This window comes from Hydrogenophaga sp., assembly GCF_030373225.1.
Lineage (GTDB): Bacteria > Pseudomonadota > Gammaproteobacteria > Burkholderiales > Burkholderiaceae_C > Hydrogenophaga.
Genome location: NZ_JAUCZG010000004.1, coordinates 31,576 through 46,632, shown reverse-complemented (window position 1 = coordinate 46,632; position 15,057 = coordinate 31,576). Strand labels below are relative to the sequence as shown.

Genomic DNA, 15,057 nt, shown 5'->3' with positions numbered 1-15,057 from the left:
GTGTCCAGTGGTGGCGCCGTGCGCATGGTTTGCCCCGATTGCCGGTCCGGCCTGGGTCCTGCATGCTCTGAAGCACCACCTCAAGGACTGCCATGGCCCAGCACGCGACCGACTACCTCATCATCGGCGCAGGAGCCACCGGCCTGGCCTTCGCCGACACGCTGCTGCACGAGAGCGACGCGCACATCACCCTGGTGGACATGCACGGCCAGCCCGGCGGCCACTGGAACGACGCCTATCCCTTTGTATCCCTGCACCAGCCCTCGGCCTTCTACGGCGTGAATTCGCTGGCGCTGGGCACCGGCCGCAAGGACACCGTGGGCCACAACGCGGGCATGTACGAGCTGGCCAGCGGCGCCGAGGTGAGCGGTTATTTCCATCAGGTGATGCACCAGACCTTGCTGCCCAGCGGCCGCGTGCGCTACCTGCCCATGAGCCGTTTTGAAGGTCTGGACGCCGGCACCGCCCGTGTGACCTCATTGCTCTCGGGCGCCGTGTCCACCATCACCGTGCGCAGAAAGCTGGTGGACGCGCGCTACTTCAGCCCCAGCGTGCCGGCCACCACCAAGCCGAAATTCAGCGTGGCCGAGGGTGTGCGCCTGGTCACCCCCACGCAGCTCACCCAGCTCTGGCAGGGCAGCCTGGACGGCACGCAGGAACGCCCCACCCGCTTCTGCATCCTGGGCGCCGGCAAGACCGCGATGGACGCGGCCGTCTGGCTGCTCGAATGCGGCGTGCCGCAACAAGCCATCAGCTGGGTGATGCCGCGCGACTCGTGGGTGGTGAACCGGCTCACCACGCAGCCAGGCGAAGAGTTCTTCAAGCACTCCATCGGTGGACAACTGGCACAGATGAAAGCCCTGGCCGAAGCCAGCAGCGTGGACGACCTGTTCGAGCGCCTGGAGGCCGGCGGCCAGATGCTGCGCATCGACACGCGGCACACCCCGCGCATGTTCCACTACGCCACGCTGTCCGAAGGCGAGGTGCAGTTGCTCAGACAGATCCAGCACGTGATCCGCAAGGGCCGCGTGCTGGCCATCGAAGCCGGTGCGCTCGTGCTCGAACAAGGCCGCGAGGCCATGGACGACAACACGCTCTTCATCAACTGCACCGCCTCCGCCGTGGAGCCGCGCGACATCGAGCCGATCTTTCAACCCGGCAAGATCGTGCCCCAGCTCGTGCGCGCCCCGCTGGTCACGTTCAGCAGCGCCGTGTGTGCGTATGTGGAAGCGCACCACGAAGACGACGCCACCCGGAACCAGCTCTGCACGCCCGTGCCCTTTCCGCGCAACGTGGGGGGCTACGTCCAGTCCACCCTGGTCAGTCTGTCCAACCAGATGCGCTGGAGCCAGGACAAGCCCCTGCGCAACTGGATGCGCGAAAGCCGCCTCGACGGCTTCAGCAAGATGACGGCCGGCATCGACCCTGCGGACACGGAAAAAACCGCCATCCTGGCCGAGCTGCGCCAGCAGGCGATGGCAGCGATGGGCAATGTGAAGCGCTTGATGGGTGGATCAAGCCCGGGGCAAAACAGCACAGGCTGACCCCCGTTGCGGTGAGCACGCGTCCGCCTGGGTCTGCACGGTGCCATGGCGTGATCGATGGCCTGCACGCTGCCCGCTCCATGACGAGACGTTGGTGAGCCTCTGCCGAGCGGCTGACCACTGCCTGTTTTCAAGGCACATCGCGCAGCGTGAGGCGGGCGGCGGCCTGTGGCGGTTGTCCACCTCGTTATCCACAGCCTAGGGCACAGTCTCTGTGCGTAAGGTCACGCGCTCACGACAGCGACAGCATGTGCCCCACGCGCGGATCCCCTTGCCCACCCAGCACCAGCGCGTGCGCGGCCCGCACGGCATCGGGGCCGCTGTGGTGCTGCACCACCACCCAGGGCTGGGCGGGATCGTTCACCTGGGCGATGAAAGCGTGCCAGGCCCGGGCCAGGCGCTCGTTGAAGCCGGCCGGCCCCCAGTCGCCGTGGCGCTTCTTGGCCTGCGCGGGGGCAAAGAACAGCACCGGGCGCGGGCCGGCCAGGTCGCGGCCCCCGGCGAGCTGGTCCACGTGCGTGCCGCCGATCGAGCAGCTGTAGGCCAGCGCGGTGAAGCGGCTGTGGATGGCCTTGCGCAGTGCGCCGTTGCCGGCAAAGTCCACGTACACCATCGGCGTGTCCGGCGCCAGCCGATCGAGCTGGTCGTAGGTGAGCACGCGGCTGTACACGCCCAGGTTTTCACAAAATGCCACGTTGCCCGGCGAGGTCAGGCCCACCACCTCGACCTCGGGACGTTGCGCCAGTTGTGCGGCCGTGGCGCAGGCGGTCTTGCTGCTGGCCGACGAGAGCAGCATCACGCCGCGCTGGCCGCCGTTGTTCGTGCCGAAGAAGTCGTTGTCGGCCAGGAAGTCGTCGATCAGCCAGGCGGTGAGGAAGAGCGGGCGCAGCAGCGCCTGCAGGGACTCGGTGGCCGGGTCGTGCAGCGGGTCCGCCGCGCAGCGCAGGTAGTGGTTGTAGACCGGGTGCAGCGCCGCACGGTGGGGCGCGCCGTCCATGAAACCCTCGGGTGAGAGGCGCGCAGGCACGAGCTCCGCATGGGTGGCCATCGGCCAGTAGCCGTAGAGGCGTTCACCCACCGCCACGCCGGCGCACCGGGTCTCTTCGACCACGCCGAAGCCCCAGACCGGCACCATGCCCCAGGCCGGCGTGTCGGCCGCCCCGGGCGCCACCGGGAAAAACGCCCAGTAGTTCATCGCGTCGCCGAAAGCGGCGTAGGTGATGTTGTTGGAGGTGTAGGCAAACTGCTCGATGCGCACGCGGATCGCGCCGTCCGGCGGGGGCGTGTCGGGCAACTGCACGGTGCGGGTGGTGGCGAGCTGGTCCTTGCGGAGCTGGAACTGGGTGGTCATGGTGGGCGGCGCCGGAAGATGGAGGGCGGCACGATGTTGCACCGAAGCGCCGGCGGGCGTTGTCGCGCGTGTTCGCGCCGCAGCCAGAAACCCCGTACCCGTGCCAGCCGGCCATGCGCGGGTAACCTGCTGTGCATGATCTCCTTCATCGTGCCGGCCTACAACGAAGAACGCCTGCTGGGCGCCACCCTGCAGGCCTTGAATGCGGTGGCAGGCGCGCTCGACGAGGCCTGCGAGGTGATCGTGGTGGACGACGCCTCCACCGACCGCACGGCCGAGGTCGCGCGCGAGCACGGTGCACAGGTGGTGACGGTCGCGCACCGGCAGATTGCTGCCACGCGCAACGCGGGTGCACGGGTGGCTCAAGGCGAGGTGTTCATCTTTGTCGATGCCGACACGCGGGTGCACCTGGCGCTGGTGCGTCTGGCCTTGCAGGCCTTGCGTGGCGGGGCGGTGGGCGGTGGCGCCGTGGTGCGCTTTGACGGCGCCATGCCGCTGCACGCGCGCCTGATGGTGCCGCTGGTGGTGAAGCTGTTGCAGGTCAGCCGGCTGGCGGCGGGATGCTTTTTCTTTTGCACCCGCACCGCGTTCGAGGCCGTGGGCGGATTTGACGAGCGTTACTTTGCAGCCGAGGAGCTGGGCTTGAGCCGGGCGCTCAAGCGGCAGGGAAGGTTCTTGATCCTGAGCGAGCCGGTGCTGAGCTCGGGGCGCAAGCTGCGCACGCATTCGGCACGCGAGATGTGGGCACTGCTGGGCCGCCTGATCCGGGGCGGCCTGGGCGCGGTGAGACAGCGCAAGGGGCTGGACCTTTGGTACGCCCAACGTCGCGAAGACCCGCACAACGGTGTGTAAGCCCTCGCGCCCTGGTTCAACGGAACACGAGGAAGAGGATGATGATGAGCAATAGAGCGCCGCCGCCGATGTACATGGTTTTCTCCTGAGGGCTGCCGGTCCTCGACGAGGGCCATGGGCGTTTGCCTGCACCCCATCTGATCATCTGACCCATCTGCGGTCTGTTCGCCATCACACAGAGACTTCGCATCCACCATGTGCAACCTCTACAACATGACCGACAAAGGCACGGCCGAGCGTTACCTGGGCAGCGTGGGTGCGAGCGTGGACGTGGAGAACTACACGCAGGCCACGGTGGGACCGTTCCAGCACGGCCTGATGGTGCGGCCCGGGCAGCCGGGTGAAGCCGCACAGCTGGTCGGGCGCCTGGGCCAGTGGGGCATGATCCGCCCCGGCAGCACCACGCGGCGGCCCGCCTCGCGCGCGGTCCTCACGAACAACGCGCGCGTCGAAGGCATCGCCGAGCGCGTGACCTACCGGGGTCCGTGGGCACAGGGCCAGCGCTGCCTGATCCTGGCGCAGTGGTACCAGGAGCCCAACTGGGAAACCGGCAGGAACATCTGGTGGCGCATGCGCCGCGCCGACGGTGCACCCTGGGCGCTGGCGGGCCTGTGGTCGCACTGGACCGATCCCGCCACCGGGGAGCTGGTGCCCAACTTCACCATGATCACCTGCAACTGCGACGCGCACCCCCTGCTCGCGCGCCTGCACAAACCCGATCCCAAGCTGCCCTCCGAGCAGCAGGACAAACGCGCCGTCGCCCACATCGACCCGGAGGACTGGTCCGTCTGGCTGCACGGCACGCAGGCCGATGCCCGCGCGCTGGTGCGGCCCCAGCCCGCCGAGGTGTTCGATCTGGCGGATGCACGCGCCACCGACGCGCTGCTGACCTCGCGCGAACGCGGCGCCAACGTCCAGGGCAGCCTGCTTTAGGGACCGCTGCGCTGCGGCGGTGGTCTGCCAGGCCGGCGGCGGTTCAGCACCGCTTGCGCCACCAGCGCCACGCTGCCCAGGCCCAGCATCAGCCAGCCCAGGTTCACCGCGCCGTCGTGCGGCACCAGCCCCACCGCGTATCCCCCCACCGCGCCCATGAGCTGCTGTGCCAGGCCCGCCACTGCAGCAGCGGAGCCAGCCAGCGCCGGCACCAGTCCCACCGTGCCGGTGAGCGCCGGCGGCACCAGAAAGCCGTTGCCCAGGCCCAGCAGCATGAGCGGCAGGGCAAAGGCCAGTGGCGTGTCCACGTTGGCCAGCGCCAGCACCAGCATGAGTGCGATGCCACCGACCGAGAAGACCTGCCCGATCATCATCATGGCGCGGTCGCCGGTGCGGTGCACCAGGCGGGTGGTGAGGTAGTTGCCCAGGATGTAGGACAGCGGCACCACCATGATGTAGTAACCGATGCCGGCCGGCCCCACGCCGTAGCTGCCCAGCACGATGGGCGCGCCGGCCAGGAAGGCATAGAAAGTGGCGGTCGTCATGGCCAGGATGAGCACGAACAGCAGGAACGAGGGTTCGCGCGCCAGCCGGGCATACGACGACAGCATCGCGCCCAGCCAGTGCGGCTGCACCGTGGTGGCGGGCCGGTGCTCGGGCAGCCCCTTCCACGCGGCCACGAACAGCACGACCGCCAGCACCGCGATGAGCACGAAGTTGGCCTGCCAGCCCAGCCGCACATGGATCTGCCCGCCCAGGATGGTGGCGGTGGGCGGAATCAGGCCCATGGCCATGCCCACGAAGGCCATCACCCGGGTGCGCTCGGGACCGGTGAAGAGGTCCTGCACCATGGCCCGCCCCACCACCATGCCGGCCGCGCAGCCCGCGCCCTGCAGCACCCGCGCCGCGGTCAGCCAGGCCAGGCTCGGCGAGAGCGCGGCCAGCACCGAGCCCAGGCCGGCGAGCGCCAGGCCGAACATCAGCACCTTCTTGCGCCCCCACCGATCGGACCAGGGACCGTAGAGCAACTGCAGCCCGCCGTAGGCCACCACGTAGCCGCTGAAGGTGAGCTGCACGCTGGCCTGGTCCGAGCCGAACAGCGCGCCCCACTCCTGCATCGACGGCAGGCAGATGGTCATGGCCAGCAGCCCGAAGGCCAGCTGCGCGATCAGGTTGGCGATCAGCGGCGCGTGTGAGGGGGAAGGGGAGGCGGAAACAGACATGAGGGGAGGCGGCAGTCTAAGCCAATGGCACCGACTTGACCGGTGTCAAGGACACACGATGGTCCGGGTGGTGCAATCAGTGGCGGCCATTTGTGCCCGATCACCCGATGAACGCCGTTCCCCACGATGCCGAACCCGTCTTCATCGCCCAGGGCCTGACCAAGGTTTACGGCGAGGGCGACACCGCCGTGCACGCCTTGCGCGGGGTGGACCTGTCGATCGTGCGCGGCGAGTTCGTGGTCTTGCTCGGTGCCTCGGGCAGCGGCAAGTCGACCCTGCTCAACATCCTGGGCGGACTGGACAGCGCCAGCGCCGGCACGGCGCGCTGGATCCACGCCGGTGAGTCGCACGAGCTCACCGGCGCCTCCGATGCCGAGCTCACGCGCTACCGGCGCGAACACGTGGGCTTCGTGTTCCAGTTCTACAACCTCATCCCCAGCCTGACCGCGCTGGAGAACGTGGCCCTCGTCACCGACCTGGCCGACGACCCGATGCCGCCCGAAGACGCCCTGGCGCTGGTGGGTCTGGGCGAACGCATGAACCACTTTGTGTCGCAGCTCTCCGGCGGCGAGCAGCAGCGGGTGGCGATCGCGCGCGCCATTGCCAAGCGGCCGGCCGTGCTGCTCTGCGACGAACCCACCGGCGCGCTCGACTGCGCCACCGGCGTGATGGTGCTGCAGGCGATCGAACACGTGAACCGCACCCTGGGCACGACCACGGTGGTGATCACGCACAACGCACCGATCGCCGACATGGCCGATCGCGTGCTGCGCCTGGCCGACGGCCGCATCAAGGAGACGCATGTCAACGCGCACAAGGTGGCGGCAGCCACCCTGAACTGGTGACACCGCCATGAGGGCCCTGGACACCAAGCTCTGGCGCGACCTCAAACGCCTGCGTGCGCAGGTGATCACCATCGCGCTGGTGGTGGCGATCGGCGTGGCCGGCTTCGTGGGCATGTTCTCGGTGCACGAGTCGCTGCAGGGCTCGCGCGATGCCTTCTACCGCGACAACCGCCTGGCCGACGTGTTCGCCAGCGTCAAGCGCGCGCCGGTGCACCTGGGCGCGCGGCTGGCCGCCGTGGCGGGTGTGGCCGAAGTGAAGCTCGACGTGGTGATGGACGCGCAGATCGCGCTGCCCGATGCCGACGCGCCCGTGACCGGTCGCTTCATCGGGCTCGACCTGGCGCAGGTGCACGACCAGCGCCAGGGCCTCAACGCCCTCACGCTGCGCAGCGGCCGCTGGCCCGAGCGCGGGCGTGCGCTCGAGGCCGTGGTGAGCGACCGCTTTGCCGTGGCGCGGGGCCTGCGTCCCGGTGACCGGGTCAACGCCATCCTCAACGGCCGGCTGGAACAGGTGCACCTGGTGGGCACCGCCATCTCGCCCGAATACGTGTTTGCCTCGCGCGGCGGCGCACCCGACGACCAGACCTTCGGCATCTGGTGGATCGACGACGAACACATGGCCCATGCCTTCGACCTGCAGGGCGCCTTCAACCAGGTGTCGCTGCGGCTGGAGGCTGGCGCATCAAGACCCGCCGTGATCGAACAGGTCGACCGGCTGCTCGACGCCCACGGCACGCTGGGCGCGGTGGGCCGCGACAAACAGCTCTCGGCCAAGATCGTGGCGGACGAACTCTCGCAACTCAAAGTCATGGGCACGGTGCTGCCATCGATCTTTCTGGCGGTGGCCATGTTCATCCTCAACGTGGTGATCAGCCGCCAGGTGGCCACGCAGCGCAGCCAGATCGCCGCACTCAAGGCGCTGGGCTACAGCGACGCGGCGATCGCCTGGCACTACATCTCGCTGTCGCTGGTGATCGCCGGGCTGGGCGTGGTGGCAGGGCTGGGCCTGAGCGTGGTCATCGGGCAGCTGATGCTGGGCCTGTACGACGAGGTGTTCCGCTTCAACCAGCTCGCCTACATCACCACGCCGTGGCTGGTGGTGGCGGCCACCGCACTGTCGTTTGCCGCGGCCGCGGCCGGCACCTGGACGGCCATCCGCGCGGTGGTCAGCCTGCGGCCTGCGCAGGCCATGCAGCCCCCGGCACCGCCCAGCTACCGGCAGACGCTGATCGAACGGCTCGGTCTGGGCCGGCATGTGAGCACGGGCGCGCTCATGGTCATCCGCAACTTCGAGCGCCGCCCGCTGCGCGCGGCCTTCACCGTCACCGGCATCGCGATGTCGGTGGCGCTGCAGATCTCGGGCGCCTTCTGGCTCGACGCCATCGCCCACATCGTGGACGTGCAGTTCCGCCAGGTGCAGCAGGGCGATGTGCTGGTCAACTTCCACCGCCCGGTGCCGCTGTCGGTGGTGCACGAGCTGCAGCGCCTGCCCGGCGTGATGAAGGCCGAGCCCTACCGCAGCGAACCGGTGCGCGTGCGCCTGCGCGGCCAGACCGAAGACGCTTCGCTGATGGGCCTGATCGATGGTGCGCAGCTCCTGCGCACGGTGGACGACACACGCGGGCCGGTGGCGCTGCCCACGAGCGGCCTGGTGATGTCGTCCCTGCTGGCCAGGGCCGTGGGTGCGCGCGTGGGTGACCGCGTGGACGTGGACTTCCGTCTCTGGAACCAGACACGCACCACGGTGGAGGTGGTGGAGATCGTGCACACCCTGATGGGCAAGCAGGCTTTCATGAACCTCGATGCGATGAACACGCTGGCGCGCGACGGGTCCGGCGTGGCCGAAGCCGCGCTGCGCGTGGACCCGCTGGCCATGGGCGAGTTCTGGGCGGCGGTCAAGCGCGCACCGGTGATCAACGCCGTGTTCGACAAGGCCGGCACCATGGCCAGTTTCAACGAGACCACCTCGCGCAACATGGGCGTGTTCAGCGGCATCCTCACGCTGTTCGCCGTGGCCATGGCGGTGGGCATCGTCTACAACGCCGCACGCATCACGCTCTCGGAGCGGGCCTGGGAACTCGCCAGCCTGCGTGTGCTGGGCATGACGCGCGCCGAGGTGTCGGTGCTGCTGCTCGGCGAGCTCGGGGCCGAACTGCTGCTGGCCCTGCCCATCGGCGCGGTGGCGGGCTGGGCGCTGGCGTCGCTGATGATGCGGCTCATGTCCTCCGACAGCATCGATTTCCCGGTGGTGATCGAACCCGCCACCTACGCCTGGGCCGCCCTGATCGTGCTGGCTGCGGGTGTGGTCAGCGCCCTGATGGTGCGCCGCCAGATCGACCGTCTCGACCTGGTCGCTGTTTTGAAAGTCCGCGAATGAACCACACGAACCACAACAACCGCTGGCGCCACTGGGCGCCCTGGGGGATCGCTGCCCTGCTGGTCGGCGCCCTCGCCTGGTGGGCCTTCCAGCCGCGTCCGCTGCTGGTGGAGGTGGCGCCGGTCACCGTCGGTCGTTTCGAGCAGGCGATCGAGGAAGACGGGCAGTTGCGCCTGAAACACCGTTACCTGATCTCGGCGCCCACCCAGGCCGAACTGGCGCGGCCCACGCTCAAGGTGGGCGACCCCGTTCGCGCCGGCGACGTGGTGGCCACGCTCACTCCCGTGGCGCCACAGATGATCGACGCGCGCACCCGGCTCGTGCTGCAGCAACGTGTGGGCAGCGCCGACGCGGCGCAGCGCGCGGCGCGTGCTCAACTGCAGCGCCTGGACACGGCGCTGGCCCAGGCCAGCCTGGAAGCCGAGCGCGCACAGAAACTGGCACGCGAGAACTTCATCGCGCCCTCCGCGCTCGATCAGGCGGTGCTGGCGCGCCGGTCGGCACAGCAGGCGCTGGAAGCCGGGCGCGCCGAGTTGCGCGCTGCCGGGTTCGCACTGGCCGAGGCACAGGCCGCGCTGGCCCGCTCGGAGCCCGGTACAGGGGCTCGCCCGGAGGGCCTGTGGACGCTCAGGAGCCCGGCCGATGGCCAGGTGATCAAGCTGCACCTGGACAGCGCCGCCCCCGTGACCGCGGGACAGCCCCTGCTGGAAATCGGCGATGTCTCGGCGGTGGAAGCCGTCATCGACGTGCTCTCCAGCGAGGTGCAGGCCATCGCGCCGGGTGCACCGGTGAGCCTGGCGCTGAACACCGGGGCGGCGGCGCTGGCGGGTCATGTGGTGCGCATCGAGCCGGTGGCCTTCACCAAGGTCTCGGCGCTGGGCATCGAGGAGCAGCGGGTGAACGTGATCGTGGACCTGGACACCACCGCGCCAGGGACGCAGCGGTTGGGTGATGGCTTCCGGGTCGACGCGCGCATCACCGTCTCCAGCCAGGAAGGCGCCCTGCTGCTGCCCGGCGCTGCGCTCGTGCGCGACGGCACCGCGTGGCGGGTGTTCGTGATCGAGGGTCAGCGTGCGGTGGCGCGCGCCGTGACGCTGCGCGAGCGCAACGCCGACGTCGCCTGGGTCAGCGATGGCGTGCGCGAGGGCGAGCAGGTGCTGCTCTACCCGGGCAGCACCATCAGCGACGGCCAGGCGGTGAAGGTCCGGTGAGCGCCAGCGTCAGGACCTGGCGTCGGCGGCCGGCGGTGTGGTCACCACCTGGCCGTCTTTCACCGGCAGCGTGTCGCCGGGTTTGAAGCTGGTGCGCACCGTGCCGTCCTTGCCGTCGAGGCGGTAGGTCACGTCGTAGCCCACCACCTTTTGCGACTTGTCCTGCACGGTCTTGCAACGCTGCTCGTTGGTCGTGACCACGTCTTTCTGCTGCATGTTCTTCTGCACCTGGTTGCCCGCATAGCCGCCGGCGGCCGCGCCCACCACGGTGGCCACGGTCTTGCCGGTGCCGTTGCCCACCGCACTGCCCAGCAGCCCCCCGGCCAGACCCCCGACCACTGTGCCGGCGATGCGGTTCTGGTCCTTCACCGGTGCCGTGCGCTGCACGGCGACCGTTTCGCAAACCTCGCGCGGGGTCGACACCGTCTTCATGACCTCCTTCACCGCCACGACCTCGGCCACCTCGGGCTGCGTCAGCGCCTGGTAGCCGGTGACGCCGCTGGCCCCCAGCACCACCATGGCCAGGCCGCCCACGGCGATGCCCTTCATCATTGACTTGTCCATGTGCATGTCCTTTCAAAGCGTTGCAACGTGCACGCAATCTAACCGGCCTGGCCGCAACGCCGGTGACAAAACGTGTTTGTCGAACCGCGTCGGACGGCCCACGGTTTCACGCTGTGGGAGGGTGCGGACGGCGGCAAACGCCTTCATTCCAGCTTTACCGCACCATGACACTCACCGGCCCGTGCTGGCAGATCCGGGCACAATGCCGGCCAGCAGCGCGGTGCTGCGTCGACCCACACCCCCGCCATGGACCTGCCCACCCACCAACTCGCCATGACGGTGCTCATGACGCCCGACATGGCCAACTTTTCGGGCAATGTGCACGGCGGCACCGTGCTCAAGCTGCTCGACCAGGTGGCCTATGCCTGCGCCAGCCGCTACGCACGCAGCTACGTGGTCACGCTCTCGGTGGACCAGGTCATGTTCCGCCAGCCCATCCACGTGGGCGAGCTCGTCACCTTCATGGCCTCGGTCAACTTCACCGGCACCTCGTCAATGGAAATCGGCATCAAGGTGGTGACCGAGAACATCCGCAACCAGGTGGTGCGCCACGCCAACAGCTGCTTCTTCACCATGGTCGCGGTGGGCGACGACGGCAAGCCCGTGGCGGTGCCGCCGCTCGTGCCCGTGACACCCGACGAATGCCGCCGCCACGCCGCGGCCAAGGTGCGCAAACAGTTGCGCCAGGAATTCGCCAGCCGTTTCGACGAACTGCGAACCCCGTCGTCTGAAACGGATCACAAGCGGCCATGAAACACCCGCAGCGTTTGTTCACCGGCCTGCTGCTGGCGGCGGCGGCCCAGGCCGCGCTGGCCAACGACCGCGTGCGGCTGGCCCGGTTCTCGATCGACCGCACCGAAGTCACCATCGCGCAGTTCAGCCGTTTTGCCCAGGCCACGGCCACCGTCACGCGGGCCGAGACCGAGGGCGGCGGCTTCGAGTTCGAAGGCGGCTGGCAGCGCCGCGCGGGCTGGACCTGGCGCACGCCCGACGGCGTTGCGGCCTCTCCGCAACTGCCCGCCGTGCACCTCACGCACGCCGAGGCCGAGGCCTACTGCCGCTGGGCCGGCGGGCGCCTGCCCACCGCCGCCGAGTGGTTGAGCGCGGCATTCACCGAACAGCGCGCTGCGCCGCCCGCACCCTGGCAGCGCGGCACCACCTACGCCTGGCCCACGGGCAACAGCCCGCAAGGCGCCAACACCAGCGACGCCGACCGCTGGTCCCGCGCCGCGCCGGCGGGCGAAACGGCGGCCGGCGTCAACGGGCTGCACGACATGGGCGCCAACGTGTGGGAATGGGTGAGCGACCAGCAGGGCAACGAGCGCCGCACCATGGGTGGCTCGTGGTGGTATGGCGCCTCGCAGATGAAGGCCGACGTGGTGGCCTGGAAGCCGGCCGATTTTGTCGCGGTCTACATCGGCTTTCGCTGCGTGTACGCCTGAGCGGATCACCCGTCAGGGTTTGCGCGCGACGATGGTCGCGAACGACTTCACCGTGTTGCCCGGTGCCGCAAAGTCCTGGTGGATCTGCCGTTCGAACTGGCGGTCGAAAAAATCAACGCTGCGGCTGCTGCTCATGGTGGCCTTGCAAGTCCGGACCGTGCGCCTGGTGGCTCGGTGGTTTCAGAAGATTCAAAATCGGCACACAATATCAGTGATTGCTGATTTACTACCAAACAATGGAGACAAGATGCGCCCACACCACCTCGCCCAGACGGTGCTGAGCACCCTCGCCCTGCTCGGCCCCGGCGCCGCCCTGGCCGACAAGGCGGCCGCCATCGACGAAATGGAGGCGTATCTGGAGTTCGTGGACTACGGCGGCGGCGTGATCTTCGCCGAGCAGATTCCCAGGGACGACTGGAAGAAGTTCGTGCTGATCGACGCGCGCGACGCCGGGCAGTTTGCCAGGGGGCACATTCCTGGCGCCATCCACATGGACTGGCGCCAGGTGCTGGCCAAACGCGATTCGATCCCCAAGGACAAACCCGTGCTGATCTACTGCAACACCGGCTCGCTGTCGGCGCAGGCCGGCTTTGCGCTGCGCGTGGCCGGCTGGGACAACCTGCGCATCCTGCAGGGCGGCATGGAAGAGTGGAAGGCCAAGGGCGGATTCGACGCCGCGAGCCGCACGATACCCGCCGCCAGACACTGAGCCCCACCCGAGGAGCGCCCCATGATCTCGACCGCACCCACCTTGCGCCAACGGTTCGCCCGCGTGCTGACACTGAGCCTGGCCGCCCTGAGCCTCTCGGCCGCGGCGCAGAACCTGTCCGACATGCAGCCGCAGAAGGTCGGCCCCAACAGCTGGTTCGTGCAGGGGCTGGCCGCCCTCGGCTCACCGGCCAACCAGAACTTCATCAGCAACGCCGGCTTCGTGGTGGCGCCACAGGGCGTGGTGGTGATCGACGCGCTGGGCTCACCCGCGCTGGCGCGCCGCCTGGTGCAGAAGATCGCCGAAATCACGCCCAAGCCCATCACCCATGTGATCGTGACGCACTACCATGCCGACCACATCTATGGCCTGCAGGTGTTCAAGGAACTGGGGGCGCAGATCGTGGCGCAGCAGGACGCCCGCGAGTACCTGAATTCCGAGACCGCCGCGCAGCGCCTGGTGGCGTCGCGCACCGAACTCGCGCCCTGGGTGGACGACAAGACCCGTCTGGTGCCGGCCGACCGCTGGCTCAAGGAATCGACCACGCTGGAACTCTCGGGAATGCGCTTCGTGCTGGAGCGCGTGGGGCCGTCGCACACGCCCGAGGACATGGCCGTTCATGTGCCGGCCGAACGTGTTCTTTTCGCCGGCGACCTGATGTTCAGCGGGCGCCTGCCCTTCGTGGGCCAGGCCGACAGCGGCCAGTGGATCCACTCGCTGGAACGCCTGCTGCGCTTCGACGTGGACGTGGTCGTGCCCGGTCACGGCGCCGCGTCGACCGAGCCGCGCAAGGACATGGTGATCATGCGCGACTACCTGAACTACCTGCGCACCACCATGGGCCGCGCGGTCAAGGAACTGGTGCCGTTCGAAGAGGCCTACAGCAGCACCGACTGGCGCGACTTCGAGCCCATGCCGATGTTTCGTTTTGCCAACCGAATGAACGCCTACAACACCTACCTGCTGATGGAGAAGGAAAGCCTGGGCGGTCGCTGAAACCCGCCGGCCTGGCCTGGCGCTGGCCGGGGTCTTTCAGTTCTCCAGCGTGATGAGTCCTTCGGCCACCTGCCGCTGGAAGTCGGTCAGCGGCATGGCGGCCGAACCGTGCGTCTCTTCATCGGTCCAGCTCAGCGTGACGTCGTTGATGCCGGTGGTCACGTCCACCGGACCGGGGCGGATCACGACATTCGGGCCGTCGCCACTGCGGTACTCGACCTTGCCGACGATGTGTGCTTTTTGTGCCATGTGCATTCCTGATGGAGGGGACCTCAGCATGGCTGCGGCAGGGAGGGCCGGTCGGTGCGCTGACGCACAGTCGGTGCGGCAGGCCCGGGCCCTGGCATACGCTTCAAACCGCAAACAGAGGTCCCAGGATCAGCACCGCCGCCTGGATCATCGCCCACAACACGCCCGACACCACGGCCCCCGCCACCACCGAGGCCAGCAGGCCCAGCACGATCCACACGCCGTCACGCTCCAGCACGCCCAGCGACAGCACGCTGATGGCCAGCGCCGGCAGGATATTGCCCAGTGGCACGGGCAAAAACAGGATGGTGGCGAGCACCAGGCAGACGAGGCCCACGGCGTGCTCGGTCGGTGGCCGAACCAGCACCTGCATCCGCGGTTTGAGCAGCCGCTCGGCCTTGGTCAGCCAGGGCACGATGCGCCGCACCAGCGTGGCCAGGTCATCGCGCGACAGCGAGCGTCGCGTCACGAAACCCGGCAGCCAAGGCCGCATGCCCAACATGAGCTGGACCGACAGGAACAGCAAGGGCGCGCCGAGCAGCGTGGACACGCCCGGCGGCACCGGCAGGATGTTGGGGGCCGCGAAAAAGAACATCAGCGCGCCGATCGCACGGTCGCCCAGCACCGTGAGCAGATCAGCGACCGAAATGCGCTCGCGGCTGGTGTCGTTCGCCAGGCGGAACAGCACCACCGACAGGGGCACGCTGCCCTGGGTTGCTGGTGCGATGAGGTCGGTCGGGGTCAAGGTCGGGTTCCCGGGT

The 15,057-nt window shown here is 68.7% G+C and carries 16 protein-coding genes; 10 read left to right on the top strand and 6 right to left on the bottom strand.

The window, feature by feature from the left end; genetic code table 11:
* The first annotated feature begins 92 nt into the window (after positions 1–92).
* Entirely contained in the window at positions 93–1,544 is a 1,452-nt protein-coding gene (locus tag QUV35_RS03415; protein ID WP_300870876.1) for an NAD(P)-binding protein, read from the top strand.
* A 232-nt stretch (positions 1,545–1,776) separates the two neighbouring features.
* On the opposite strand, the gene QUV35_RS03410 is transcribed toward QUV35_RS03415, so the two are convergent.
* Positions 1,777–2,895 (bottom strand): DUF2855 family protein, encoded by a 1,119-nt coding sequence (locus tag QUV35_RS03410; protein ID WP_300870874.1) that lies wholly within the window; start codon positions 2,893–2,895, stop codon positions 1,777–1,779.
* A gap of 135 nt (positions 2,896–3,030) precedes the next feature.
* Between QUV35_RS03410 and QUV35_RS03405 the strand changes: the two genes are divergently transcribed.
* Together QUV35_RS03405 and QUV35_RS03400 are read left to right on the top strand one after the other, a co-directional pair.
* On the top strand, positions 3,031–3,747 hold the full coding sequence (locus tag QUV35_RS03405) for a glycosyltransferase (RefSeq protein WP_300870873.1): 717 nt from the start codon (positions 3,031–3,033) through the stop codon (positions 3,745–3,747).
* Between the two features lie 195 nt (positions 3,748–3,942).
* A complete protein-coding gene (locus QUV35_RS03400; protein ID WP_300870871.1) occupies positions 3,943–4,680 on the top strand; it encodes an SOS response-associated peptidase family protein in 738 nt (245 codons plus the stop codon).
* On the opposite strand, the gene QUV35_RS03395 is transcribed toward QUV35_RS03400, so the two are convergent.
* Positions 4,677–5,903, bottom strand: coding sequence for a multidrug effflux MFS transporter (locus tag QUV35_RS03395; protein ID WP_300870870.1), 1,227 nt, complete (start codon positions 5,901–5,903; stop codon positions 4,677–4,679). The two genes, QUV35_RS03400 and QUV35_RS03395, sit on opposite strands and share 4 nt — an antisense overlap.
* Before the next feature lie 107 nt (positions 5,904–6,010).
* Between QUV35_RS03395 and QUV35_RS03390 the strand changes: the two genes are divergently transcribed.
* The 3 genes from QUV35_RS03390 to QUV35_RS03380 are packed head-to-tail and all read left to right on the top strand — an operon-like array spanning position 6,011 to position 10,336.
* Positions 6,011–6,748, top strand: coding sequence for an ABC transporter ATP-binding protein (locus tag QUV35_RS03390; RefSeq protein ID WP_300870868.1), 738 nt, complete (start codon positions 6,011–6,013; stop codon positions 6,746–6,748).
* Positions 6,749–6,755: 7 nt separating this feature from the next.
* Positions 6,756–9,125, top strand: coding sequence for an FtsX-like permease family protein (locus QUV35_RS03385; RefSeq protein ID WP_300870867.1), 2,370 nt, complete (start codon positions 6,756–6,758; stop codon positions 9,123–9,125).
* The gene (locus tag QUV35_RS03380) at positions 9,122–10,336 is read left to right on the top strand and encodes an HlyD family efflux transporter periplasmic adaptor subunit (protein ID WP_300870865.1); all 1,215 of its coding nucleotides are present in this window, start codon (positions 9,122–9,124) and stop codon (positions 10,334–10,336) included. Before QUV35_RS03385 ends, QUV35_RS03380 begins: the two co-directional genes overlap by 4 nt.
* Before the next feature lie 9 nt (positions 10,337–10,345).
* On the opposite strand, the gene QUV35_RS03375 is transcribed toward QUV35_RS03380, so the two are convergent.
* Entirely contained in the window at positions 10,346–10,900 is a 555-nt protein-coding gene (locus QUV35_RS03375; protein ID WP_300870863.1) for a glycine zipper 2TM domain-containing protein, read from the bottom strand.
* Between the two features lie 246 nt (positions 10,901–11,146).
* Here QUV35_RS03375 and QUV35_RS03370 point away from each other — a divergent pair, with 246 nt between their 5' ends.
* Entirely contained in the window at positions 11,147–11,653 is a 507-nt protein-coding gene (locus QUV35_RS03370; RefSeq protein ID WP_300870861.1) for an acyl-CoA thioesterase, read from the top strand.
* The gene (locus QUV35_RS03365) at positions 11,650–12,342 is read left to right on the top strand and encodes an SUMF1/EgtB/PvdO family nonheme iron enzyme (protein WP_300870859.1); all 693 of its coding nucleotides are present in this window, start codon (positions 11,650–11,652) and stop codon (positions 12,340–12,342) included. The genes QUV35_RS03370 and QUV35_RS03365 overlap by 4 nt, the downstream gene beginning before the upstream one ends.
* Before the next feature lie 12 nt (positions 12,343–12,354).
* Here QUV35_RS03365 and QUV35_RS03360 read toward each other — a convergent pair whose 3' ends face one another.
* The gene (locus QUV35_RS03360) at positions 12,355–12,477 is read right to left on the bottom strand and encodes a hypothetical protein (RefSeq protein WP_300870857.1); all 123 of its coding nucleotides are present in this window, start codon (positions 12,475–12,477) and stop codon (positions 12,355–12,357) included.
* 112 nt (positions 12,478–12,589) lie between these two features.
* Here QUV35_RS03360 and QUV35_RS03355 point away from each other — a divergent pair, with 112 nt between their 5' ends.
* Positions 12,590–13,051: a rhodanese-like domain-containing protein gene (locus QUV35_RS03355; protein WP_300870856.1), complete on the top strand. Its 462-nt coding sequence runs from the start codon at positions 12,590–12,592 to the stop codon at positions 13,049–13,051.
* 123 nt (positions 13,052–13,174) lie between these two features.
* Positions 13,175–14,047, top strand: coding sequence for an MBL fold metallo-hydrolase (locus QUV35_RS03350; protein WP_300871068.1), 873 nt, complete (start codon positions 13,175–13,177; stop codon positions 14,045–14,047).
* Positions 14,048–14,083: 36 nt separating this feature from the next.
* Here the strand turns inward: QUV35_RS03350 and QUV35_RS03345 are convergent, their stop codons facing one another.
* Both QUV35_RS03345 and QUV35_RS03340 read right to left on the bottom strand, forming a co-directional pair.
* Positions 14,084–14,296 carry a hypothetical protein gene (locus tag QUV35_RS03345; protein WP_300870855.1) on the bottom strand — a complete coding sequence of 71 codons (213 nt, stop codon included), beginning with the start codon at positions 14,294–14,296 and terminating at the stop codon, positions 14,084–14,086.
* Positions 14,297–14,399: 103 nt separating this feature from the next.
* A complete protein-coding gene (locus QUV35_RS03340) occupies positions 14,400–15,041 on the bottom strand; it encodes an exopolysaccharide biosynthesis protein (protein ID WP_300870853.1) in 642 nt (213 codons plus the stop codon).
* Positions 15,042–15,057 lie beyond the last annotated feature (16 nt).

Bases quoted from the DNA above. Each gene is read 5' to 3' on its own strand.
- QUV35_RS03415 (WP_300870876.1), top strand. From the start codon at position 93: ATGGCCCAGCACGCGACCGACTACCTCATCATCGGCGCAGGAGCCACC.
- QUV35_RS03410 (WP_300870874.1), bottom strand. From the start codon at position 2,895: ATGACCACCCAGTTCCAGCTCCGCAAGGACCAGCTCGCCACCACCCGC.
- QUV35_RS03405 (WP_300870873.1), top strand. From the start codon at position 3,031: ATGATCTCCTTCATCGTGCCGGCCTACAACGAAGAACGCCTGCTGGGC.
- QUV35_RS03400 (WP_300870871.1), top strand. From the start codon at position 3,943: ATGTGCAACCTCTACAACATGACCGACAAAGGCACGGCCGAGCGTTAC.
- QUV35_RS03395 (WP_300870870.1), bottom strand. From the start codon at position 5,903: ATGTCTGTTTCCGCCTCCCCTTCCCCCTCACACGCGCCGCTGATCGCC.
- QUV35_RS03390 (WP_300870868.1), top strand. From the start codon at position 6,011: ATGAACGCCGTTCCCCACGATGCCGAACCCGTCTTCATCGCCCAGGGC.
- QUV35_RS03385 (WP_300870867.1), top strand. From the start codon at position 6,756: ATGAGGGCCCTGGACACCAAGCTCTGGCGCGACCTCAAACGCCTGCGT.
- QUV35_RS03380 (WP_300870865.1), top strand. From the start codon at position 9,122: ATGAACCACACGAACCACAACAACCGCTGGCGCCACTGGGCGCCCTGG.
- QUV35_RS03375 (WP_300870863.1), bottom strand. From the start codon at position 10,900: ATGGACAAGTCAATGATGAAGGGCATCGCCGTGGGCGGCCTGGCCATG.
- QUV35_RS03370 (WP_300870861.1), top strand. From the start codon at position 11,147: ATGGACCTGCCCACCCACCAACTCGCCATGACGGTGCTCATGACGCCC.
- QUV35_RS03365 (WP_300870859.1), top strand. From the start codon at position 11,650: ATGAAACACCCGCAGCGTTTGTTCACCGGCCTGCTGCTGGCGGCGGCG.
- QUV35_RS03360 (WP_300870857.1), bottom strand. From the start codon at position 12,477: ATGAGCAGCAGCCGCAGCGTTGATTTTTTCGACCGCCAGTTCGAACGG.
- QUV35_RS03355 (WP_300870856.1), top strand. From the start codon at position 12,590: ATGCGCCCACACCACCTCGCCCAGACGGTGCTGAGCACCCTCGCCCTG.
- QUV35_RS03350 (WP_300871068.1), top strand. From the start codon at position 13,175: ATGCAGCCGCAGAAGGTCGGCCCCAACAGCTGGTTCGTGCAGGGGCTG.
- QUV35_RS03345 (WP_300870855.1), bottom strand. From the start codon at position 14,296: ATGGCACAAAAAGCACACATCGTCGGCAAGGTCGAGTACCGCAGTGGC.